General features: G+C 49.3%; 30 protein-coding genes. 4 read left to right on the top strand and 26 right to left on the bottom strand.

The annotated features are described in order from the left end of the window. Window positions 1–31 precede the first annotated feature (31 nt). The 3 genes from nikC to N836_RS70305 all read right to left on the bottom strand — a co-directional run bounded on the left by nikC (window position 32) and on the right by N836_RS70305 (window position 3,531). The gene (nikC, locus tag N836_RS70295) at window positions 32–913 is read right to left on the bottom strand and encodes a nickel transporter permease (protein ID WP_023076682.1); all 882 of its coding nucleotides are present in this window, start codon (window positions 911–913) and stop codon (window positions 32–34) included. A 3-nt stretch (window positions 914–916) separates the two neighbouring features. Next, window positions 917–1,840, bottom strand: a complete 924-nt coding sequence (locus N836_RS70300; protein WP_023076683.1) for an ABC transporter permease — start codon at window positions 1,838–1,840, stop codon at window positions 917–919. A 68-nt stretch (window positions 1,841–1,908) separates the two neighbouring features. Beyond that, window positions 1,909–3,531: an ABC transporter substrate-binding protein gene (locus N836_RS70305; protein ID WP_023076684.1), complete on the bottom strand. Its 1,623-nt coding sequence runs from the start codon at window positions 3,529–3,531 to the stop codon at window positions 1,909–1,911. A 281-nt stretch (window positions 3,532–3,812) separates the two neighbouring features. Between N836_RS70305 and N836_RS70310 the strand changes: the two genes are divergently transcribed. Beyond that, a complete protein-coding gene (locus N836_RS70310; RefSeq protein ID WP_023076685.1) occupies window positions 3,813–4,421 on the top strand; it encodes a heme-binding protein in 609 nt (202 codons plus the stop codon). Between the two features lie 571 nt (window positions 4,422–4,992). Here N836_RS70310 and N836_RS70315 read toward each other — a convergent pair. From N836_RS70315 to N836_RS75045, 4 genes are all read right to left on the bottom strand, one after another. Then, complete coding sequence (locus N836_RS70315; RefSeq protein WP_023076686.1) at window positions 4,993–5,352, bottom strand: type II toxin-antitoxin system RelE family toxin; 360 nt, start codon at window positions 5,350–5,352, stop codon at window positions 4,993–4,995. Beyond that, a complete protein-coding gene (locus N836_RS70320; protein WP_023076687.1) occupies window positions 5,342–5,587 on the bottom strand; it encodes a type II toxin-antitoxin system RelN family antitoxin in 246 nt (81 codons plus the stop codon). Before N836_RS70320 ends, N836_RS70315 begins: the two co-directional genes overlap by 11 nt. Window positions 5,588–5,686: 99 nt before the next feature. Beyond that, window positions 5,687–6,061, bottom strand: a complete 375-nt coding sequence (locus N836_RS0139805) for a nucleotidyltransferase family protein (protein WP_023076688.1) — start codon at window positions 6,059–6,061, stop codon at window positions 5,687–5,689. 378 nt (window positions 6,062–6,439) lie between these two features. Further along, the gene (locus tag N836_RS75045) at window positions 6,440–6,637 is read right to left on the bottom strand and encodes a GIY-YIG nuclease family protein (protein ID WP_200867482.1); all 198 of its coding nucleotides are present in this window, start codon (window positions 6,635–6,637) and stop codon (window positions 6,440–6,442) included. Window positions 6,638–6,930: 293 nt separating this feature from the next. On the opposite strand from N836_RS75045, the gene N836_RS76200 reads away from it, so the two are divergent. From N836_RS76200 to N836_RS70330, 3 genes are read left to right on the top strand one after another with little or no spacing between them, the layout of a single operon-like run. Then, complete coding sequence (locus N836_RS76200; RefSeq protein WP_152532306.1) at window positions 6,931–7,194, top strand: hypothetical protein; 264 nt, start codon at window positions 6,931–6,933, stop codon at window positions 7,192–7,194. Beyond that, complete coding sequence (locus N836_RS70325; protein WP_023076689.1) at window positions 7,166–7,477, top strand: DUF1830 domain-containing protein; 312 nt, start codon at window positions 7,166–7,168, stop codon at window positions 7,475–7,477. The genes N836_RS76200 and N836_RS70325 overlap by 29 nt, the downstream gene beginning before the upstream one ends. 5 nt (window positions 7,478–7,482) lie before the next feature. Then, window positions 7,483–7,698: a DUF2949 domain-containing protein gene (locus tag N836_RS70330; protein WP_023076690.1), complete on the top strand. Its 216-nt coding sequence runs from the start codon at window positions 7,483–7,485 to the stop codon at window positions 7,696–7,698. A 9-nt stretch (window positions 7,699–7,707) separates the two neighbouring features. On the opposite strand, the gene N836_RS70335 is transcribed toward N836_RS70330, so the two are convergent. The 19 genes from N836_RS70335 to N836_RS70425 all read right to left on the bottom strand — a co-directional run. After that, window positions 7,708–8,328, bottom strand: coding sequence for a cupin (locus N836_RS70335; RefSeq protein ID WP_023076691.1), 621 nt, complete (start codon window positions 8,326–8,328; stop codon window positions 7,708–7,710). A gap of 48 nt (window positions 8,329–8,376) precedes the next feature. Beyond that, window positions 8,377–10,281, bottom strand: coding sequence for a molybdate ABC transporter permease subunit (gene modB, locus N836_RS70340; protein WP_023076692.1), 1,905 nt, complete (start codon window positions 10,279–10,281; stop codon window positions 8,377–8,379). Between the two features lie 108 nt (window positions 10,282–10,389). After that, a complete protein-coding gene (modA, locus tag N836_RS70345) occupies window positions 10,390–11,184 on the bottom strand; it encodes a molybdate ABC transporter substrate-binding protein (protein ID WP_023076693.1) in 795 nt (264 codons plus the stop codon). A 13-nt stretch (window positions 11,185–11,197) separates the two neighbouring features. Next, window positions 11,198–11,473 carry a hypothetical protein gene (locus tag N836_RS70350; protein ID WP_023076694.1) on the bottom strand — a complete coding sequence of 92 codons (276 nt, stop codon included), beginning with the start codon at window positions 11,471–11,473 and terminating at the stop codon, window positions 11,198–11,200. Between the two features lie 16 nt (window positions 11,474–11,489). After that, window positions 11,490–12,494 (bottom strand): cysteine synthase A, encoded by a 1,005-nt coding sequence (cysK, locus tag N836_RS70355; protein ID WP_023076695.1) that lies wholly within the window; start codon window positions 12,492–12,494, stop codon window positions 11,490–11,492. A 176-nt stretch (window positions 12,495–12,670) separates the two neighbouring features. Further along, the gene (locus tag N836_RS70360) at window positions 12,671–13,336 is read right to left on the bottom strand and encodes a class I SAM-dependent methyltransferase (RefSeq protein WP_235071192.1); all 666 of its coding nucleotides are present in this window, start codon (window positions 13,334–13,336) and stop codon (window positions 12,671–12,673) included. A 29-nt stretch (window positions 13,337–13,365) separates the two neighbouring features. Then, a complete protein-coding gene (locus tag N836_RS70365; protein ID WP_023076697.1) occupies window positions 13,366–13,896 on the bottom strand; it encodes a flavodoxin in 531 nt (176 codons plus the stop codon). A 35-nt stretch (window positions 13,897–13,931) separates the two neighbouring features. Further along, window positions 13,932–14,183, bottom strand: a complete 252-nt coding sequence (locus N836_RS70370; protein ID WP_023076698.1) for a ferrous iron transport protein A — start codon at window positions 14,181–14,183, stop codon at window positions 13,932–13,934. Between the two features lie 163 nt (window positions 14,184–14,346). Continuing rightward, window positions 14,347–14,646, bottom strand: coding sequence for a 2Fe-2S iron-sulfur cluster-binding protein (locus N836_RS70375; protein ID WP_023076699.1), 300 nt, complete (start codon window positions 14,644–14,646; stop codon window positions 14,347–14,349). Between the two features lie 46 nt (window positions 14,647–14,692). Beyond that, a complete protein-coding gene (locus tag N836_RS70380; protein WP_023076700.1) occupies window positions 14,693–15,058 on the bottom strand; it encodes a HesB/IscA family protein in 366 nt (121 codons plus the stop codon). A 42-nt stretch (window positions 15,059–15,100) separates the two neighbouring features. Beyond that, entirely contained in the window at window positions 15,101–15,379 is a 279-nt protein-coding gene (locus tag N836_RS70385) for a hypothetical protein (protein WP_023076701.1), read from the bottom strand. A gap of 15 nt (window positions 15,380–15,394) precedes the next feature. Next, window positions 15,395–16,183 carry a HesA/MoeB/ThiF family protein gene (locus N836_RS70390; protein ID WP_023076702.1) on the bottom strand — a complete coding sequence of 263 codons (789 nt, stop codon included), beginning with the start codon at window positions 16,181–16,183 and terminating at the stop codon, window positions 15,395–15,397. A gap of 42 nt (window positions 16,184–16,225) precedes the next feature. Further along, window positions 16,226–16,543 (bottom strand): nitrogenase-stabilizing/protective protein NifW, encoded by a 318-nt coding sequence (nifW, locus tag N836_RS70395; protein WP_023076703.1) that lies wholly within the window; start codon window positions 16,541–16,543, stop codon window positions 16,226–16,228. Further along, complete coding sequence (locus N836_RS70400) at window positions 16,540–16,761, bottom strand: CCE_0567 family metalloprotein (protein WP_023076704.1); 222 nt, start codon at window positions 16,759–16,761, stop codon at window positions 16,540–16,542. The genes nifW and N836_RS70400 overlap by 4 nt, the downstream gene beginning before the upstream one ends. Window positions 16,762–16,832: 71 nt before the next feature. After that, entirely contained in the window at window positions 16,833–17,324 is a 492-nt protein-coding gene (locus N836_RS70405; protein ID WP_023076705.1) for a NifX-associated nitrogen fixation protein, read from the bottom strand. Then, the gene (gene nifX / locus N836_RS70410; RefSeq protein WP_023076706.1) at window positions 17,321–17,749 is read right to left on the bottom strand and encodes a nitrogen fixation protein NifX; all 429 of its coding nucleotides are present in this window, start codon (window positions 17,747–17,749) and stop codon (window positions 17,321–17,323) included. Before nifX ends, N836_RS70405 begins: the two co-directional genes overlap by 4 nt. A gap of 22 nt (window positions 17,750–17,771) precedes the next feature. Continuing rightward, complete coding sequence (locus tag N836_RS75050; RefSeq protein ID WP_023076707.1) at window positions 17,772–20,579, bottom strand: bifunctional nitrogenase iron-molybdenum cofactor biosynthesis protein NifEN; 2,808 nt, start codon at window positions 20,577–20,579, stop codon at window positions 17,772–17,774. A gap of 43 nt (window positions 20,580–20,622) precedes the next feature. Beyond that, complete coding sequence (locus tag N836_RS70420; protein WP_023076708.1) at window positions 20,623–20,943, bottom strand: Mo-dependent nitrogenase C-terminal domain-containing protein; 321 nt, start codon at window positions 20,941–20,943, stop codon at window positions 20,623–20,625. Between the two features lie 6 nt (window positions 20,944–20,949). After that, a partial coding sequence (locus N836_RS70425) for a nitrogen fixation protein NifZ (RefSeq protein WP_235071193.1) occupies window positions 20,950–21,315 on the bottom strand: 366 nt, incomplete at its 5' end.

The following is a 21,315-nucleotide window of genomic DNA, read 5'->3' on the forward strand; positions in this document are numbered from 1 at the left end:
GGGTGGGAGAGTGGAGAATGAGAGAGAAAGGCTATTGATGTTGTTGTGGGTCAAGGGCTTCGCGGAGGCCGTCGCCGAGGAGGTTGAAGCCTAGAACGGTGAGTGCGATCGCAACGCCTGGAAAGGTGGTAATCCAGGGGGCTCGCTTGAAATAGTCACGACCGGCAGCTAGGATAGCTCCCCATTCTGGGGATGGGGGTTGTGCGCCTAGCCCTAAAAAGGACAGGGCTGAGGCGGATAGTACAGCTACTGAAACGCCGACGGTGGCAACGACAATAATAGGGGAGAGAATATTTGGCAAAATGTGGCGAAAGATCAGTCGGCCGTGTTTAGCTCCCACTGACTGGGCTGCTTTGAAATACTCTTTGTTTTTTTCTACTAGGACCGCTCCATAGGTAATGCGGGCATAAAAAGGAATCGAGCTAATGCCCACGGCAATCATGGCATTAGTCAAACTGGGGCCAAGAACAGCGACCGCCGCCAAAGCAATCAATGTTTCAGTAAAGGAAAACAGCACATCCACCAGGCGCATCAAAATCGCTTCTAGCCAGCCGCCTGCATAGCCAGCTACCAAGCCAATCAGCACTCCGGCTGTCATTGAGATGCCGACAGCAATTACCCCCACCTTGAGGGTCAGCCGTGAGCCATACACAATCCGACTAAATAAATCTCGCCCCAGCTCATCGGTGCCAAACCAGTAGTCGCCATTGGGTGGGGTGAGGGCTTGCCCTGCCCCCATAGAGGTGGGGTCAAAGGGCGCAATCCAGGGGGCAAACAGAGCCGTTAAAATTAGCACACAACAAATTATTGCCCCTAGTTTGGTACTGGGGCTGCGCAACAGCACCCGGAGAAACCCCAAAACACGAGTAGCACTAAGCCATCGGTGATCCTGAAGACTGTCTGATTGGGCCATGATTTAGCTATAGTTAATGCGCGGATCAATCCAGGCATAAAGAATATCCAACACAATCGATACGGTTACCACCACCGTGGCAAAGATTAAGATAAACCCTTGAATGGTTGGATAGTCTCGCTGAAAAATAGACTGAATCGCCAACCGACCAATTCCATTCCAGGCAAACACATTCTCTACTACAATTGCCCCACCCATCATGTAGGTAAACTGTAGCCCTAGCATATTCACCACATTGATCATGCCGTTACGCAGGGCGTGGCGCGATAGCACAATCGTCTCTGCTAAACCCTTGGCCCGTGCCGTTCGCATATAGTCCTGAGCAAACACATCTAGCATGGAGGAGCGGGTAAGCCGAGATACCGCCGCTGCATTGGCCAGGCCCAGGGTTAGGGCCGGTAAGATCAAGTTCTTAAAATCAGTCCCTGAAACCGGCAACCACCCCAGACGAATCGAGAATACATACATCAACATCAGCCCCAGCCAAAAGCTAGGAATGGAAATGCCCAAAATCGCCCCGGTCATTAATCCCGTATCAATCCAGGTGCCCCGTTTGTAGGCTGCAAAAAAACCGGCTGTCACCCCGACAACCATGGTGATAACCAGACTGCTTAAGGCCAATATCAGCGTATTCGGCAACCGCACTAGCAACAGATCTAACACTGGCTGACTGCCCCGAATTGTCGTGCCAAAGTCTCCCTGGAGAATCCGCCCCATATACATGATGTACTGTTCATAAATGGGGCGGTCTAACCCCAGCTGATGACGAATTTGCTCAAGCTGTTCCGGTGTCGTCGACTGGGACTGGGCATACATAATCTGTACCGGATCTCCCGGTACCAGATGGATTAACAACGTCACCGCAATCGTGGTCACCCAAATGGTAAAGATGCCACTGAGAATACGCTTCAGAATATATCGAGTCATAAAACCCGGTTAAATAGGCGTTATTTTTGACGGATAGGCGTTCCATGGAACGCCTCTGCAGAGATGATTTATGAACTCAATTTCACATCATTAAACAATGGTCGATCAAACGGTCCAATCTTAAAACCTTCTACTTCTGAACGGGTCGTATAGATCCATAGCCACCCCGGTGTATACAGCGGCACATGCACCGCATTCTCCAGGAGATATTTTTGGGCATCTTGTACTGCAGCTAAACGAGCCTCTGGGTCAACTGTTGTCCGGGTTTTAGCTAGCAGAGCATCCAGCTCAGGGGTTTGGTAACCACTGTAAGCCCCCGGCGAATGCCATAGCTGGTGCAAAATATCAGGGTCATACCAGGCCCAGCCCATCATATCAAAGGTGCTTTGCCCGTCCGTCGTTTCATTCTCCTGCTTAACCCGAGCATTCATCGTACCAATATCCATGGTCTCAATCTCGGTCTCAATCCCCACCTGCTGCAGCTGGTTTTGAAAAACCTGCACCATTTTTTCACGGTTGCCACCCACCCAGGTCATCATGGTGACCGTTAGAGGGTTATCAGGGCCATAGCCCAGTTCTGCCAGTAAGGCTTTGGCTTTCTCTGGATCGTGACTATAGCCGTGCTGGGCACAGAACGCCTGATCGTTCCCCATCACTCCACGGGCCACCGTACATGTTTCACGCTGGACTACATCACCAAAAACAAGATCAATGGCTGCATCGGGATCAATGCCATAGGCCACGGCCTGTCGCGCTCGAATATCGTTGAATGGCGGACGGGAGACCGTAAACTCAAAGAAGACATTCTGACCAGTTTTTTCAGCCACGTAGTTTTCTAGGGTAGGATCGGCCTCAATCGCTTCTAGCTCTTCTAGCGGCGGCTCAGCAATCACCTGAATCTCGCCAGTTTGTAAGCCTGCCAAGCGAGTTTGAGATTCTGGAATTTGTTTAACAATCAGCTGATCGAGATAGGGGGCACCCTCATTTGCAATGGGGCGACCAAAGTTCTGATAGTCAGCATTTTTCTCTAGAACAATCTCATCCCCTTTAGTCCAGCTAACGAACTTCCAGGGGCCGGTTCCCACCGCTGCCGTCACTCCAAATTCATCACCCAGCTCTTCGGCACTGTCGCAGATCTGGCTAGAGAACGGATCGGCCATAAACGAGATAAAGGCCCCAAAGGGTTTCTCAAAGGTAAATTTGACCGTCTGAGGATCAACCACATCCACCGCCGCAATCGGTCCCCAGGCCCCCTTGGTAACACTGGGGTTATCTTCGCTAATTGCTCGCTCTGCTGTGTACTTCACATCATTGGCATCAAACGGCGTACCATCATGACAGACAATCCCTTCATTTAAGACAAAGGTGGCTTCTAAGCCATCGTCACTAACGGTCCATTCCTTCGCCACATTAGGAACAACATCACCATTGTCATCAAATGCCAATAATGTGTCGTAAATTTGATCAAATACTTGCCAGGATAATGTTGTTGTCGTGCGATGTGGATCAAGTGAATCCGCATCACCATAACGAGCCCAAACCAGACTGCCTCCTTCTTGAAGTTCTGTTTGGGTCACGCTATCTCCCTCGACCGTTACCTTAGAATCGCCACCACAGGCGGTTACTAACAGCGGCACTAGCAGTAAGGACAGCCATTTTCCGTAGCGATCGCAAGGTTTATTGACACTCATAGGTAGGTTCTTACCGAGGGGCATTAAGACATTTCAGCAATAATGACCAGCAGGTCACTAGACCTTTGTATACATCGTCACATCGGTAAAGGGAATTGGGTTAAGGTTTTTGTAGGCATTGGTTAAGAAATCGTTATTTGATTACAAACCTCGACTCCCGGATGATAGGTCACCTTTTAGATGGAGCGTCAGCGTCCGGTATATATCGGACGGTTACTATTGAGCAATATGCCAAAGGTGTTTTTTAGCACTAGTTCGGTCATGTAGTTCTTAGGCCCAAGATGATGAAATTAAATCAGGGACTGCTAATTGTTGGAGTATTCGTCGGCTTAGGAGCCCTACTGGTCTGGGGCTATCGGGCGTCGTCTGCACCTTTACCGGAGGGGTTTCCGTCGCCTACAGCAAACGGTGAGATTGAGATTAAACAGTATCCGGCCTATCGGGCAGCAACGGTACAAGTACGGGGCGATTTGGGAAAAGCGTCATCTCGTGGGTTTTCGCCGTTATTTCGTCACATTAGCGACAATAATATTTCGATGACGGCTCCAGTGGAGACGCGGTATCCGACGGCGACGCTACAGACGGGGGCAATTTCAGACGGGGATGCGGCAGTTTCGTTTTTGTATCGCAGTTTAGATATCGTGCCAAAAGAGGTAGCGCAGAATGTGCAGGTGGAGGATATGCCACCGATGACGGTGGTGAGTATTGGACTGCGGGGTGGCTATGGCTATGGGGTATATACGCGGGGTGTGCAGCAACTGCAGGATTGGCTGACGGCGCATCCGGACTATGAGGTGGTAGGGCCACCGCGACGGTTTTTCTATGATGGACCGTTTATTCCGGATGGATTGAAGCGCAGTGATATTCAGATTCCGGTAGAAAGGAATTAAAGGGTTAGTGCAGATGGCAAGGCAGTCGGGTGGGAGGATGGTAGTTGGGTGGGAGGATGGTAGATACTGTTCTGCCCCCTAATAATCGGCTAAAGCAAGTTTTCATACTCTATTATTTTCTTGGTTTTTCCCTTGCCAGAAACAGCACCTTTTGGGAACCCATCTCTATGCTCATTGTCGTAGGGAGAGGCCTTTTTTTAGGTTTGGTTTTGGACTACCGTGAGCCCTGAGCGGGGGGCGATTACCGTTCAGGCTGAGCCTGTCGAAGGGCGTTGTCCAGAGGTGAGACTTCGACAGGCTCAGCCTGAACGGAATTCCGGAGTAGTAGTTGGGGCTTCGACTACCATGAGCCCTGAGCTGGTAGAAGGGCGTTGTCCAAGGGATAGGGCTTCGACCAGCTCAGCTTGCAGAGGCAGCTTGGTGGAAGGGCTTCGATAGGCTCAGCCTGAGCGGGGTGGCTTGGTGGTTTGACTTTGGACGCCGTTTGCCCTGAGCTTATCGTTAGCGTAGCCATGCCTGATAAGGCTATAGGGCATTTCTCAAATGACATCTCCCAAAAACAAAAAACATCCTATTCAGATGACGATTCATATTGAGCCAGAATAGTTTTTACCATGTTTGGGTCAATATCAGATTGATCTGACTTTGAATAAATCGTTACCAAAATAACGTTCTCTTTTGTTTTCACGTAATAAACAACTCGATAGCCTGCACTTTTACCTTTTTGAATATCACTATTCTTTAGCCGAACTTTGAACAGCGTCAAATTCATCCCGGCAATCTGATCGCCAGGTAATTCACCTGCTTCAAGTCGCTGAATGAGTGGCTGTACATCACTACGAATACGACGATAGCGCTTAGCTAGCGATCTGAGGTCTTTTTGAAACCGAGATGTGAGGGCAACCTCAACGGATGGAGACTCATTCGGCATCGATACCGTCCCACATATTTGCCACCGGAATAGTCTGACCCGCTAAAGCTTCTTCCAACCCCTCCTTCAATCCTTCCAAAACCATCGCATCAGGCGTATCGTCCGGATCAGGCTCATCTGCTTCCGCTATGAGCACAATTACCCTAACCCGCTGATTCGGATTGACCATCAATGGACGATCCAGGGATAACTGGCCTTGTTCGTCAATCGTGGCTGTTGTTTCAATGGCTTTCATACTATTCTCTCCTCGCTACTCTAATTATTGGTCTATCAATTGTTTCAAAATTCCCAAGTTCCAAAACAATACGGTGACTTAGTTTCTCAAGGCGTTTTGTCAAAGTTCCACCCCTTCATCTTCAATGACTTGCCTCAGCACCAGAGACCGACATCGCTCTGCATCAACCAAGTCCACTTTGATATCAGGCGATTGATCATTCAAAACCGCCACTGCAGCATAAAACCGTTCAGGCACTATCCCCCAAACCGCCAGATCAATATCCGACCAGCAAGTAAACGTTTCCTTAGCTGCCAAAGACCCAAACACCACCACCCGCGTTGCCCCAAACTCATCCTGTAAAAGCTTTTTCAACTCTGGCAACCTGGACCACGCGCTTTCCCATCGCTGTGGAGCTAGGCTTTGGCCTAAATTACGAGTAGGGTCAAATTGTAACCGCTCTGCGGGGGTTAATTGAGCAATCGTTTTAGCCACAGCGTCCTCCAGGGTTACCAGTGCGCTTCTTTATTATGGGCTGAGCGCCAGGGTTGCTATTAGTCATTCTTACGTTCCAATGTTGCAGTATTTCTCGGTGATGGCCGTGAGCCTCGAGCTGGTCGAAGGGCGGTATCCAGAGGTGGGCTTCGACAGGCTCAGCCTGAACGGGAGTTCGGGGGAGTGGGTCTTGACTACCGTGTGCCCTGAGTGGGTCGAAGGGCGTTTCCCTGGGATAAGGCTTCGACGGGCTCAGCCTGAACGGTTGGTCGCTTAAGCTGAATCATTGAGGCGTGGTTTTCCCTTGGCTAACCGTGATACTTCTTTCCAGTCTCCCCGAATCATGGCCTCTTTCTTCTTACGACTCTAGCCCTTGATCTATCGCTCAGACGTCAGTGCCTCATCCCTCGTAGAAAACTCCTGAGAAAAGACCAGTTCTACAGGGCGGCGTTTGTAGGTGTAACAGGTTGGGATTGCACCTGTAGTGTGCTCAGCAATTCGTCTTTCCAGATTGTCAGTATGGCCTGTGTAATAATTGCTATCAGCACAACGAAGAATATAAACCCAAAATGACATAATCTTCTCCTAATTCAGGGGAAAATGATGTGTATCCTACTGGATAAACCTGCTGCAGAGCGGTTGTTGGTTGCGAACGACCAACAACCGCTCTGACCAATGGCCAGGGAGTACCTGCAAACAAGGGATAAATACTTAGTTGGCTTTATCAGGTAACTGTGTTGATGGAAGAACTTAAGAAAAGTTAACGTTTCCGTACAACTTCTGCAATGATTTTGTTGTTAAGGTAGTCATCACTACTTTAAACAATGTCTGTGTTGTTTAAAGTATTACTGTAGATTTGGCTTAGCGTTATGGCGAATAAGCCGTCAGAGTCTATAAAACAACGGTGTGAGGAGTTGTACAGTCATGCGATCGCAAAACCAATGGACTGGCAACCTGGACAGTGGGTCGAATGCCCTCTAACGCAAGAACAAGGCAAAATACTTCGTATGGGTCGTTCAATCTGTATCTCTTTGGGAAAGGGGATAACCCTCTATACATCGCCCGAGTCACTAGAGGTTTTAGGTTGGCGACCTGCTCACCATCATGAAAGTAATTCTCAACAGACGATTTAGGTATGCTGTTTCTGAGCCACTTTATCTCGAAAATACCGAGATAACAATTCCTCAGAAAGTTGATCAAGTGCAGTGTTGTTATCTCAATAACACTGCCCAGTTTCAAATTGTGCGAATTGCCAACACTGCTAATGGTTTCTTTGAGCGCACTGTTATGCCCCACTCAAAAATAGTTTTTGAGGCTCACCCAGATGACCATTTGGAAATTCATACGGGTAATCCAATCAATTCTATCCTATCTGACAAGATTCCTTGTCATCGTTTAGCGTATCAGGGAGACTAAAATCAATGCAGATATCTCTAAACACGCCATTACTGCAGTTTTTACAAGATGAGCTAGCAGTCCCAGAAAAATCGATTGCTTCAGCGTTACAGCAAAGCGATCAGGATACTAGCCTGTTTCCAATTGTCCTATGGCAGCACGGATTGATTACGTTTGAGCAGCTTGATCAAGCGTTTGATCTGTTGGCAAAAACCTATGGTTCTAGTAGCGCCATCCCGTAAGCAGGGGCATTAAAATGCTTTGGCCGTCGCTTGCTCAGGCTGAAACTCAAAGCGGGCCTGAGGTTGAGTGTCTCCATAGAGTTGAAACGTCAACGTGGGCGTCTCTCCAACTGTCGTCACCTGGTGAATTGTTTCAGGCATAAAGCTAACAATTTCACCGGGGCCAAAGACTCGTTCTGCAGCGGGCTCTATTTTAAACGGCTGATGCTGTGAGCCTGCTGAACGCCAAAAGGTATGTTTCTCTTGCCCTTTAATAATGACGGTTACTCCCCAGGTGCCGTGGTTGTGAATCGGAGAAACAACACCTGGCATTGAGAGTACATTTTGAACTGTCAGCGGATAGCCAATCTCATCGTAAAGTGTAAAGATGGACACGCCTGCTTTAGAAGTCGGGTCAGGCTGCTGTGTTTTGAGCCAGTAGGAATTTGTGAATAGCTGTCGGACTCGCATGCGAATCTGAGGCAAAAAGTTCCACTCTTCTAACTCATGGGGAGCCTGGTCCAGTAAATCGGTGATGTCCGTCAGGAACCGATGAAAGTAATAGCGATCGCGAATTAGATCCCAGGCCTTAGCAGCGGGTCGAGGCTGACATTCTCCAGTTGCGGTTACTAGCCAATCAGTAATCTCCATAGTTGTGTTTCTAGATGATCGATAACGGATGAGGCTTAACTATCTGGTTTAACTATCTGCTAAGAGAATCAATCGTAGCGGCTCTAAATGCACCGTCCAGGGTAAGGGCTGATCTTTGAGTAATGCCCATTTCTCTTTGAATACTTCTGCTTGCAAGTGATAGTCGCGCTCATTGGTGGGCGGGCGATGGAGCTTGAGGTAGAGGGTCATGCGGTGAGGCGTTTCGCTAGTCGCCGCCAGCCAACACGGGAAGCTGTTGACAACAGAAGCAGGTAGGGACTGGTCTTGTACCTGCCCATTGCCTAACCCACCATCGCAGCCCTGCCCAAGAAAATCAATTTGATGAGCCCGAATCCCAATTTGGGAGAGATTTGACGGCAGCGGCTCAATGGTTTGCAAAATACACTGCCAGTGACGGGCTTCAACTTGATGGGTGCCGTGAGCCATGGCGGGTGAGAAGTTTTTGCAACCGGTCAGCTGAGCCACACGGAGGCTGTGGGGTCGCTCAAAAATATGGTGTTTGGGGCCATGGGCAATGGCATTGCCGCTATTTAATACCAGCAGCTGATGACAGACGCGGTAGGCTTCTTCTAAATTGTGGGTGACTAGGACGGTAATGCCCTGATAGCTCTGCAGTCGGTCGATCAGCTGTCGTTCGATCTGATCGCGCAGGTGGGTGTCAAGGGCCGAGAAGGGTTCATCTAAGAGTAATACTTCGGGCTGGCTGGCCAGGGCGCGGGCCAGGGCTACCCGCTGTTGCTGTCCGCCAGATAATTCATGGGGATAGCGCTCAGCCAGGGATTCTAGGTGAACCGCTGCCAGCTGCTCAGTCACAATGGTTTGCATCTGATCAGCCGACAGTTGGCGATGTAACCCAAAGGCTACATTTTGGGCAATGGTGAGATGGGGAAACAGGGCATAGTTTTGGAAGAGAATCCCAATTTTGCGATCGCAAATCGGCACGTTAATGCCCTGTTCCGAATCAAACAACACTCGCCCATTCAGAACAATCCGACCAGCGTCTGGGGTCTCGATGCCAGCCAGACACCGTAAAATCAAACTTTTACCGGAGCCAGACGCCCCCAATAGCCCCAGCGGTTGCTCATTGGTAGAAAAAGCAACATCCAGGGTGAAATTTGGTAGGTGTTTGGTGAGATTAACAGAAAGCGTAGGTAAATCAGCTGACAAATGAGTAGATCGGGGCATGAGCGGATAAGAAACCGGCGTCTCTTTAAGGTCGGCTCCTCCGGCGTCTCGATCCCTCAGCTTCCATCCATTCTCTCTTCTTTTGACCCGATTACCTGGCCGTGGTTGCCATCGATTGACCAAGACCAATCCCCCCAACGCAACGGTCAGAATCACACCAGTCCAGACGGCGGCTTCACGAAAGTCTCCCCCCTCAACGGCAAAATAAATGGCCATTGGCAAGGTTTGGGTGCGACCTGGAATATTGCCAGCCAGCATGAGGGTCGCGCCAAATTCTCCCAGGGCGCGGGCAAAGGCCAGGGTAGCACCTGCTATCAGACTGGGTAATGCCAGCGGCAGGGTAATCCGCCAAAATACGATTAGTTCGGAAGCTCCCAGCGTACGTGCAGCCTGTTGCAAGTTGCTATCAATTTGCTCAAATGCCCCCAATGTTGTTTTATACATCAGCGGTAGCGCTACCACGGTGGCGGTAATTACCGCCGCATACCAGGTAAAGACGACGCTAATGCCAAGGTTGGTAAACAGAACGCCCAGGGGTCCATTCTTTCCCAAGAATATCAGCAGCAAAAAGCCCAATACGGTTGGCGGTAGCACCATGGGGGCTAGCAGTATGCTGTCTAGCAGCGATCGCCAGCGGCCCCGATAGTGATGCATCAAGTGGGCGGCAGCAATGCCGATAAAAAAGGTGACGATGGTGGCGATCGCCGCAATGCGTAGGGAAATCCAGAGGGGGGCGAGGTTAAGCATGGCAGCGATGGGGAGGAAGGGGGCGAAAGCAAAAAATGTATCTATCCCAACCAGGAACTGCTGGAAGCTGTGTTTGTAGCGTAAAATTTAGACCGTAAAACCCATTTACTAAAGCGAGGCAAAGCCAAATTCTGTAAAAATTGCCTGGGCTGTATCCGTTGTTAGAAAGTCAATAAAGGTTTGGGCGGCGTCAGGCTGGGTTGTGTTTTTGACTATGGCGATGGGATATACAATTGATTGGTGCAACCCTGCGGGTACAGTGGCAAGAATCTTGATCCGATCAGAGAGTGCTGCATCGGTGGCGTAGACGATCCCTAGATCGACGTTACCGCTTTCTACGGCAGCTAAAACGTTACGAACATTGTTGCCAAAGACAAATTTAGATTGAAACACATCTAACAATTCTAGTTTACGAAAAACCTGTTCAGCATACTGTCCAGCAGGAACACTACGGAATTCTCCAACGGCCACTTTGTTCACGCTTGCTGCTTTTAGCTGGGTAATATCGGCAATGTTGAGAGTTGACGTAACAGGGGCAATCAATACTAAACTGTTGGCTACCAGATTCTGCCGAGAATCTGGCAAAAGCAAATCTTGATCCGACAGTGCATCCATTTGTTTGGTGGCTGCAGAAAAGAAGACATCGGCAGGGGCTCCTTGTTCAATCTGTCGCTGTAGCGCCCCTGAAGAGGCAAAATTATAGTCTAGGGCAATGGTAGGATGGGCGGCGGCAAATTGGGGTGCGATCGCATCCAGGGCCGCTTGTAAACTCGCGGCAGCGGATACCGTAACAGCAGGCCCAGTAACAGAGACGTTGCCTGGGCCTCCAGGGCTGCAGCCGAGCGCAATTAACCAGGAGAGTAGGCCAGCTAGAAAAAAGGTGAGATAATTGCGACGTTGCATACTGAAACCAGGGTTACGCTTGTGGCTGGGATTGAGGATACAGCCCCAATTGATGAGCCAGTTCTCGCGCAATAAAGACAAGAAACTTAGCGGCCTCGGGGTTGTCCTGATGGGCAAAGTAGCTGGCAGTTTGCATCAGGGCTTGAACAAACCCCTCATCTAACAGCTCGGAGTCAGCATTGAGAATCTCGGGTTCTTCCCCATTGGGACAAGCTAGTAATCGATCAATTAATCCAAAATACAGGGTTTGACGGGGATCAACGGGCGCGGTATTGGGGGGAGGATTCATGGTTTTTAATTGTTAATTAAGCAACAGGATTGGGGATTTTATAGCTGGCAGCCAGGCTATCAGGGATAAGCGCTGGATAGGCAGGCTGTAAATCCTTAAATAGCACGGTGCTGAGATAACGCTCACCAAAGCTAGGTTGAATCATGACAATCAGCTTGCCTTCGTTTTCAGGCCGCTGGCCAACCTGGATAGCCGCTGCCAGTGCTGCACCAGCGGAAATACCTGAGAGTAACCCTTCTTCTCTAGCTAGACGACGGCTAAAGGAAATAGCGTCCTCGTCAGTAACGGTGACCACCTCATCGATCAGCTCAACTCGCAGGATCGGGGGTACAAAACCAGCTCCGATCCCTTGAATTTTATGGGGGCCAGCCCCACCACCGGAGAGGACAGGGCTGTTGGTAGGTTCTACCGCAATAGCGCGAAAACTCTCTTTTTTAAGCTTAAGTGCCTGGGAAATGCCGGTAATTGTGCCCCCAGTGCCTACACCTGCTACGACCATATCGACCTGGCCATCGGTATCGTTCCAAATTTCTTCTGCTGTGGTTTCTCGATGGATTTGGGGATTGGCTGGATTTTCAAACTGCTGGGGCATAAAGGCATTAGGCAGCTGCGCCGTAATCTCCTGGGCTTTCGCGATCGCACCGTTCATGCCCTGACTGCCCGGTGTCAGCACTAGCTCTGCGCCATAGGCATTGAGCATGGCCCGACGCTCCAGGCTCATGGTGTCTGGCATGGTGAGAATCAGCCGATAGCCCTTGGCGGCGGCTACCATAGCCAGGGCAATGCCAGTGTTGCCAGAGGTGGGTTCTACCAGGACAGTGCGATCCGGTGCGATCGCACCTGCCACCTCAGCGGCCTGGATCATGTTAGCTCCAATCCGATCTTTTACCGAAGCGGCGGGATTCATCCCCTCTAGCTTCAGTAAAATTTGCGCCCCACAGCCCTCTGCTTGAGGAATTCGGTTTAGCTGCACCAGCGGCGTTTGACCAATTAGCTGAGTGACGTCTTTAGCAACCTTCATTGGCGTTTCTCCTGTCGGTTATGTTAACTCTTTGATGTTAAAGGTTAAGAGCTTGATTGGAGCAGGCTCAGAGATTATATGAAACATTAAAATACTGGCTATCTTCCTAAAATCTTTAAGTTTGGAAGATTCTGAGGAGAAGACTCTGGGTGTATTCCCCTAGATCTAAAGATTTTCTAACGTTTACGGACAACAATATTATATAAATGCCAGTGTTTTTCATCTCCTAGAGCAGTTTTGCCAGGCTGGTCCTCTTCATCTAAAAGCTCTATCTCAAAAGGAGCCAAGAGTTGTTCAAGCTGTGGGCGCGTATGAAAACTAATGTCACAATAGGCTGACCAGGAGTCGCGATCGCCAAACAGATGACCACAAAATCGACCACCTGGTCTCAGGGCTGTAACAATTTCTTCCCACAGCTGTGCAAAAGCAGCAGGCGGACAAAATGGCAGACAAAAGCTGGCATTGACCAAATCCACATCCGGTGGCAATGTCAGCTCTTCAAATCGCTGTACTCGGGTTTCTAGATAGGTGCGGTTGATGTCCGAGCGTCGTCTCAATCGTGCAATCGCCTCGGGTTCTCCATCCACTGCAATTACCCGCCAATTTTGTCGTAGAATTTCGACCGTGTCGCGCCCTTCACCACAGCCTAAATCCACCGCAGTCCTGCGTCGGCGCGCCGACAACTCTGTCGAAAAGAGCTCCAGGGCCATTAGCAGAGTGTCGCGGGGCGGGCGACCTGCGATCGCTTCATAATATTCCACCCATCGACGCTGAAAGTGAGGTGAGTTAGCGGTTATCGATGGCCCAGAATTCATGGGCCATCGGCTCAGAAAGTCAGACATGATCCCATTGATGCCCCCATGGGCATCGTTCAAGCAGCCAGAACTGGAAAGTCAGCTTTAAGTAATTCTAGCCAATCAGCAATGCGTTGGTCGGTTTTATCACTCTCGTTGACTTCATCCAGTGGCAGGCCAACAAATTTACCATCTCGAATCGAAGAAGACTTTTCAAAAGAATAGTCTTCGGTTGAAACAGCACCCACCAGCTTTGCCCCCAGGGCTTTAAACTGGTCATAGATAGTCCCGAGGGCACCGACAAAATGTTTGCTATGGCCTTCGCAATCACCGGGGCCAAACAGGGCAATGGTTTTGCCAGAAAAGTCGGGCTTGTCGACTTCGAAGTCAAAAAGCGGCTCGCGCCAATCATTCTGCACTTCTCCAGCTCCCCAGGTTGAGCAGCCCAACAGGAGATAGTCGTATTTCAACAAATCGTCGACATCATCAAAATCCTCTTCCATATTATATAAATCACAGTTATCTTCCCCAATGAATTCACAGATTTTCTCTGCGATCTCCTCTGTGGTTCCCGATGTACTACCGTAGAAAATTCCAATTTTAGACATTTTTCTGACTCCTAATATTGCAATTCTTGAGCCTGTTATAAAGTGCTGATACGCACATAAATTGACTGAATCATTGACTGGGTTAAGGCCAATGGGCCTTTGCCTGTACGCACTACAAAACGGGGAAACCGTTGTTCTAGGGTAATGGACGTCCCTGGAGATAGTCCCAGTCTGGTCAATTGTTCAGTAACGGTGGAATTAGTGCCTTTAATCCTGGCAATCACACCCCGTTCACCGACTTTTAATAACCTGAGTGAAGAGCCAGAGACTGTTAAACTATCGAACATGGTTAATCCCTAACCTAATGAATACGAACCCAGTCGTTAAATAGAAAGCATGAGCGGAGGGTTACCCCTCTCCCGACAGTATCAGTCTGTTGAATCCGGTTCGTTGGAGAAGACGACAAAACCGATACTGTCTGAAGATCTCTGAAGATCGAGGTCAGCCCAGTTAGACCAAATAGGCCTCCATATGGGTCTTAATCGTGCAGTCTGAGCGAGGATAGGTGGAACATAGCACGACAAACCCTTTGGCAATTTGATCATCATCCAGGAAAGACTGATCTTCTTGATCAATTTCTCCTTCAACCAGTTTGCCAACGCAGCTGGAACAAGCACCCGAACGACAGGAGAAGGGGAGTTCTATATCATTTTCTTCCGCTGCATCAATGATATAGACATCATCCTCAACGGGGATCGTGACATCAATCTTACGCTTTTTATTGATTAGGCGAACTTGATAAGTAGTCATGGGTGAGTCCTCTCTACGAAATAATTGACAGGCAATTTAGGCGCTCTTAAGAACAGGGAACGCCAGCTGGGCTACAGTCTCCCGCTTGGAAAGATTTGCCACAGCCACAGGTGTCAGTGGCATTAGGGTTGGTAAACTTAAAGCCACTTTCCAACAAACTGTCAATGTAGTCCACAACAACTCCATCCAGTAGTGGAGCACTCTTTGGATCTACAAAGACCTGCAGACTCCCGAAATTCGTGATTTCATCCTCAGGGTCTGGCGCATTGGCAATTTTGATGTCATATTCATAGCCATTACAACCTCCGTCTTTAACCGCCAGACGAATACCTCGGGTGGCGGTATAATTCGGTGTGCCCCGTACAAAGCTGCGCAGACGGAGTTCGGCTAGTTCAGTCAATGTAACACTCATAAGATTCTCCTTTAGATACTTAAGCAGGCCTTAACTCAATCCTCAAAGCTTGTTGACCGAGCGGCATTTACGTCTCATTACACACAGTTGTGGACAGTTGGTGGGGTGCGCCCGTTCAGAGGCTGACGAACAGGTGGGATAAACCAATAGGCCAATCAAGACCACACCTTGTAAAAGTAGAGGTGCTTTTACCAATCCTGCCAACAAACAGAACAACGCAGACTGGGCTCCTAAAAACCGGCCAATATCATCGGCATGATTTTGGGCCAATTGCCAGGAGATAGCTGCCATTCCAAACAAAATCAAGGTGGTCCAGGGCATAGGTCAATCCAGAATTCAACACAAAGCAGCGGATGTGGCCAGAGGATTTGAGGGTTGGGTGAGTTGGCCACAGGTAGGGCAGTTAGGATCATGGAAAGGGCGACGTTTGGCGAATTCGGCCCGAGCTAAATCCATAGTTAATAACTGTCCTAACAGGGGTTCTCCTAAACCTGTGATCAGCTTAATTGCCTCAAGGGCAGCCAGGCAGGCTAGAGTACCTGAGACAGCACCTAATACACCAAAGCCCCAACGATCCCAGTCTGGTTTTTCAGGAAATAGACAGGTTAGACAAGGAGTTTGGCCTGGCACAATGGTGGTTAAATAGGCCTCCATACTATTCATGGCCGCTTCTATCATTGGTGTGCGCTGGCGTACACAGGCCGCATTAAGCAAGTCTCGTTCCTTAAAGTCAAAGGCACAGTCTAGGGCAATGTCTGCTGGCCGTAGGAGACTATCAATGTTGTCAACACTGACATATTCGCACACGGCCTCAATATCGATATCGGGATTGAGCTGAGCCAGGGTTTCCTGGGCCTTAAAGACCCGAGGTTTACCCACCCAGTCATCGGTCATCAGAATTTGTCGATTCAGATCATCCCGTTGTAGATTGCCACCTCTCACCAGGATGAGCTTACCCACACCAGCTACGGCCAGATAGAGAGCGGCTGTGCCGCCCAGGCCACCCACACCAGTTACCAACGCCGTGGTGTTTTTTAACTGACGTTGTCCAGTTTCGCCTAGGCCTGGCAACATCATTTGACGGCGGTAGCGTTCAATTTCGGTGGGGGTTAGGGAGGGAAGCATAGGAGGAGATAAGGAATGGAGAGGAGGAGAGTCAGAAGTAGATTATTCCACGGTAATATCTGAGAGCATCACTACATTGCTGGGTTTGTCTTGAAAGACTTTGAAGAGTTTTTGTTCAACTGAAGAAGAGGTTAAAAACAAATCGTAGGCGGTTTGTAATGCCTGGCGATAGGCCTTCAACCGTTGCTCCTCAGGTTGGGATTTGTCTGCGTCCTGTACGAGTTGGGAAAACTTTCGTAAAATATGCAGGCGGTTTACATTGACCACGTTTGGATCGTAGGCTAAACCAAAGAACTGGAAGTAGTCTTCAGCATCTTTGAGCTGATTAAATTGAGCCAGGGTTCGAGTTAATGTGGTCATTGATCAGCCTCCAAGGTTTTGAGTTGTTGTTTGAGATCGCGCAGCTGGCAGTAGATGTCGTAGGTGCGAGCGGCGGCGGCGGGTAATTGTTCTAAATCTGTGGGTAAGCCTTCGGCAATGTCATGCAGATCCATTTTCATTTGACCCGCTTTGCTGTTGAGCTTTCTAATTTGTTTTTTAAGCTCGTCAAGGTTGGTTGGTGTTGTGGTTTGGGGCATAGGACAAATAGGTGAGGAGGAAAGGTAGGGGGGAGCCACCCCTACCCAACGGTGGATCGATGGAAAGCAAGCTAAAGGTTACAGACAGCGGGGAAACGCTGGGCAAGATCAATCCCCTTGTGAACTAATTTTTCTCCTTCGGCGCTCATCTTTTCTAGAGTGTCAAAGCCAAACCGTTGGGCATCTCGTAAGGTTTTTGACACCAGAATCAAGCGTCCGGAGAAGATCAATGCCCAGCCAAAACCTTCATGGCTTAGATCAACAACAACCTGGGATAGCTGACCGGTTTCTTCTTCAATCCGGGCTGCGATCGCACGATAGAATGCCATAATCCGCCCCATGGTAATTGGATCAACTTCCCCTTCTACTGGAATCTCCCGACGCTTTTTCTTAGGAATAATATAGGGCTTCAGTAAAGTCTCATCGGCCCAGTTCCGATAGGTACCATAGGCATCATTAGCACGAATCTGCTGAACAATCGCCTTGAGAAATGGGGAACTATCAATCACTAATGCGGCATCTAATTCAGCTGTTTTTAGGTCAGTGGCAGCAACAGGACTCATACAATTACTTCCTCTTCAATAGTTTCAAAGTCATCGTCAAACGTTAGAGCAGATTGGCCTTTACTCAAAGCCTTGCGTAGCCACGGTGGCGGGCTATTCTTGAGAGATTGCACCAGACGCACCAGTACATCCTCAATTTCATCGGTGCCAGAGTCAGTCTTGATCGGGGTAATATTTTTGCGAATCAGACGAGCCGCAGCACTACCTCCAATCGCAGAAACATAGACAATAGTGCAGTTTTGCAATGCTTTAACCTTGGGCTCTAGCTTGTCTTCGTTACCATCTTCTTTGAGATCACCCCCAAATTTCAGGGCTTCTAGAAAGGTGTAGCCAGTTGTATCCACCTCATAAACATCGAGCTGTCGGGCCCAACCAAAGTGAGCATTAATGTGTAACGAATCTTGGGTAGCAAAGGCAATTCTCATGGTTAAATCTCCTTGTGCATACTTACATGTGACCTTCTCGCCAGGCATGAACCTGGGCATGGGCATCAACTTCATCGACCTCCATAAAAATGTTGCCGATATCAAACAAAAGCTGAGTGGTACCGTCATAACCGACGGTATAGCGTTGACCATTACCAAGCCGGTCAAATACTGGGAAACCAAGGCGATAGAGGGGAATACCCAGGCGCTTTGCGATCGCTTTGGCATTGGAGTTAGCAATTAACAGATCCGCACCCTGGGCGAGATCTTCAAAATCTTCAAAATCGCCGATAGTAACCGTATCAGCTGGCAAGTGTTTAAGTAGTTTGGACTTAGTTGTAGTAACAGCCGCATGAATTTCAGCCCCCGTGGTTGTCAGCCACCAGGCAATCCTATGGAGCAGATCAGGCTCAAGCGCCAGGGCAACTCGCTTACGCCCAAAGAAAAAGTGGGTATCGAGGATGGCATCCTGTAGCTGTCGACGCTGGTGACGGAATTTTTCAGGCACGGGGCGACCGCTTAGCTCTGCAAGCTCTTGTAAAAAGCTGTCCACAGCACCCAGGCCGGTAAGACTATTAAAGAGCCTGAACTCAGTACCAAAACGCTGTTGCAAAATTTCAGCAGCCAGCTTCATACTGTTGCCAATCGCCAGGGTGAATGAAGAATAGGCCAATGACTTCAGCTGATGCAGCGTAGTACCTCCATTGGTGAGACCGGAGTAACTATCGGCTAAATGACCATCAAGAGACTTAGATAGATCGGGAACAAACACTGGATTGAGCCCAAAGGCCGTCACCATATCTTTAATCGCCTGTACATCGCCAGGAGCTAGAGATGAACCGGCCAGGACCGTTACCTGAGAAGGCATACCAGGCGCAGCGTAGGTATAGAATGAATCGCTACCCTGTTGCCGCAGTTCATCCTGTCCACTATCCGGAATATCCCGTACCAGTGCCTCTACAGCGGCGGCATAGCCATCCTGTAAAGCTCCTTTAAAGTCTGGCGTCGATGCAAATGCGATGGGCAGTGAGGACAGCTCGGGATGACGCTGCCGGAATTCTTTTAAAATTCCCTGCATATCATCGCCTCGGGTTTCCGTCAGTCCGGTTGTACATAAGCCAATAATGGCTGGCTTGGTTTTCTCCAACAGCGTTAAGATTGCTGTCTCTACATTGCCTTCGCCGCCTAGAATTGTGGTGACCTCTGTCATAGCAGTAGTAGACAAAGGGATCGCTTCTCGGAAATGGCGTACTAACATGACTTTGGCAAATGCGGTACACCCTTGAGAGCCATGGAAGAGTGGCATCATGCCTTTGATACCTAAGTAGGCCAGAGCTGCACCCAGAGGTTGGCTTTGCTTGAGGGGATTAACAGCGACGGGTTTTCTACGAGAGAGAACTTTGGTTAAAGGCTGGGCAGAATGAGCCAGAGACGCTCCAGCCCGATCCCAGGCTCCGCCGACGCTATCCCATGGAGACTCGCGTCGCACCTGTTCCCAAATGGGGCTATGCAGAGCTTCATCTAGCTCTTTTGCCATCTCAATCATGCCCACATAGCCTGCATAGGGATGGTGACGTTCCTGGTTAATATCAAGGAAGGGAATTCTCGCTTTTAGGGCTGTGTACTGATTACGACCACCGGCAATCAACATATCAGCCTTAGTTTTGGCAATCACCCTCAGGAGTTCCTGAGCATTGCCTTTTTTCATCATGATACCGTCTTTACCCAGGAGATCTTTGATCCGGGCCTTATCTTCTTCGGTACTCTTTTTAGTACTCGTGGCCACGACCTCAATGCCTAGATCTTTAGCAGCAGAGATAATCGACCAGCTTTTAACACCGCCTGTATAGAGCACAACTCGCTTACCTTTGAGACGTTGACGGTAGGGAGTCAGGGCAATAGCTAGTTTACTGGTCTCTTCCTTGATTAAGGTTTCAACACGAGCCTGCAGGTCAGAGTCGCCTAGTTTAGCCGCAATCTCTCGCAGCAAACGATTCATATCTTCAATGCCATAAATTGACTCTTCGATGTAAGGAATTCCATAGCGTTCCTCCATCTTATGGGCCATATTGATCAGGGCCTTAGAACAAATCATCACGTTGAGTTTGGCCCGGTGGGCACAGGCCACTTCGTTGTATCGAGCATCGCCAGTAATCTTAGCTAGCACTCGAATTCCTAGCTTTTCCAACAGCGGTAACAGGCCCCACATTTCTCCGGCAATGTTATACTCGCCGATTAAATTTATGTCATAGGGTGTTGTATATTCAGGCTCCCGCGTACCGACAACATGCTCCAGCAGTGCCTCACCCCCAATCCGGTTACCAAGATTCTTACTACCCACAAAGCCAGGAGAACTGACCGGCACGACAGGGATGTCAAATTTTTTGCTAGCCGCCTGACAGACCGCATCCAGGTCATCACCAATCAGCGCCGTCACACAGGTAAGATAAACAAAGATTGCGGCAGGACTGTAGCGCTCTTTAACGTTATGAATTGCTTTATAGAGCTTATTTTCACCACCAAAGATAATGTCGTTTTCACTCAGATCGGTGGTGAATCCCATTTTGTAGATCATGGGACCAGAGGAAAGACTGCCGCGACTCCCCCAGGAATTGCCTGAACAAGCAATGGGGCCATGGACCAAATGAGCCACATCGGTGATCGGCACCAGGGCAATACTGGCCCCGTCAAATGCACATCCTCCTTGAGCAGCACCAGGCTGTGCCTGCTGCTGACAGGCTTTTTTCTGGCCCTTACCATCTTTCTTATGGTTGTGCTCACAGCCAGGCTGGGTCAGGAGTTCATTAATTTTGCCAGAGGTCATTTTCATGGCGATGAAGGAGGAGGAGGAGGTTAAAGTGTTTTGTTATCCCTTAGCGAATATAGGTAGAGACATCTTCGCCGCAGGCATCCATCAGGTAGGTCAAGGCTCGTAGCCGCAGATCGACAATTTCCTCGTAAACTGGGTTAAGTCTGCAGAGGGCCGGGATATGAACGGTGTACCGAAAAAGAGAAATATCTCGTTCAAACGGACAATGACTGGGAATGACTCGACAAATTAAATGGGCAGTTCGGGAATTGGTGACCTGAATCTGATTAATCCAGCGACGTAGTGGGCCAAGGAGACTGGTGCGTTGAGACGTTTTCTCCAGGACGGGGTTGGGTTGTTGGGGGTGAGATGTGAGGATAGCCATTGGTTCTTACCAATCTGGTTGTTCAATCAGGGGCGGGCGCTCTTCTGCTAGATCGAGTTCTTTTTTAAGACAGCCTACGACATAGTTGGTTTCTAGAAAATGCACAGAATAAATATAAGCCCGTTGTAAATAGGTGCCGATGCCAACGATATAGCCGATATCGCCTTTTTTAGCGAGGTGAAAACCGATATCTTTGCCAGGAAAGGTGCCGTCGTTGCGGATAAGCTTGCGAACACGGACGCGATCGCCCATGTCGAAGCAGGGGGGGGAGTCGATTTCGATTTCTTCGCTGAGTTTCATGGGGAGGGAAGAGGGAGGAGGGAAGAGGGAAGGGAAGAGGGAAGAGGGAAGAGGGAGGAGGGAAGAGGGAGG

Origin of the sequence: Leptolyngbya sp. Heron Island J, from assembly GCF_000482245.1 — a bacterium.
Taxonomy (GTDB): domain Bacteria; phylum Cyanobacteriota; class Cyanobacteriia; order Phormidesmidales; family Phormidesmidaceae; genus Leptothoe.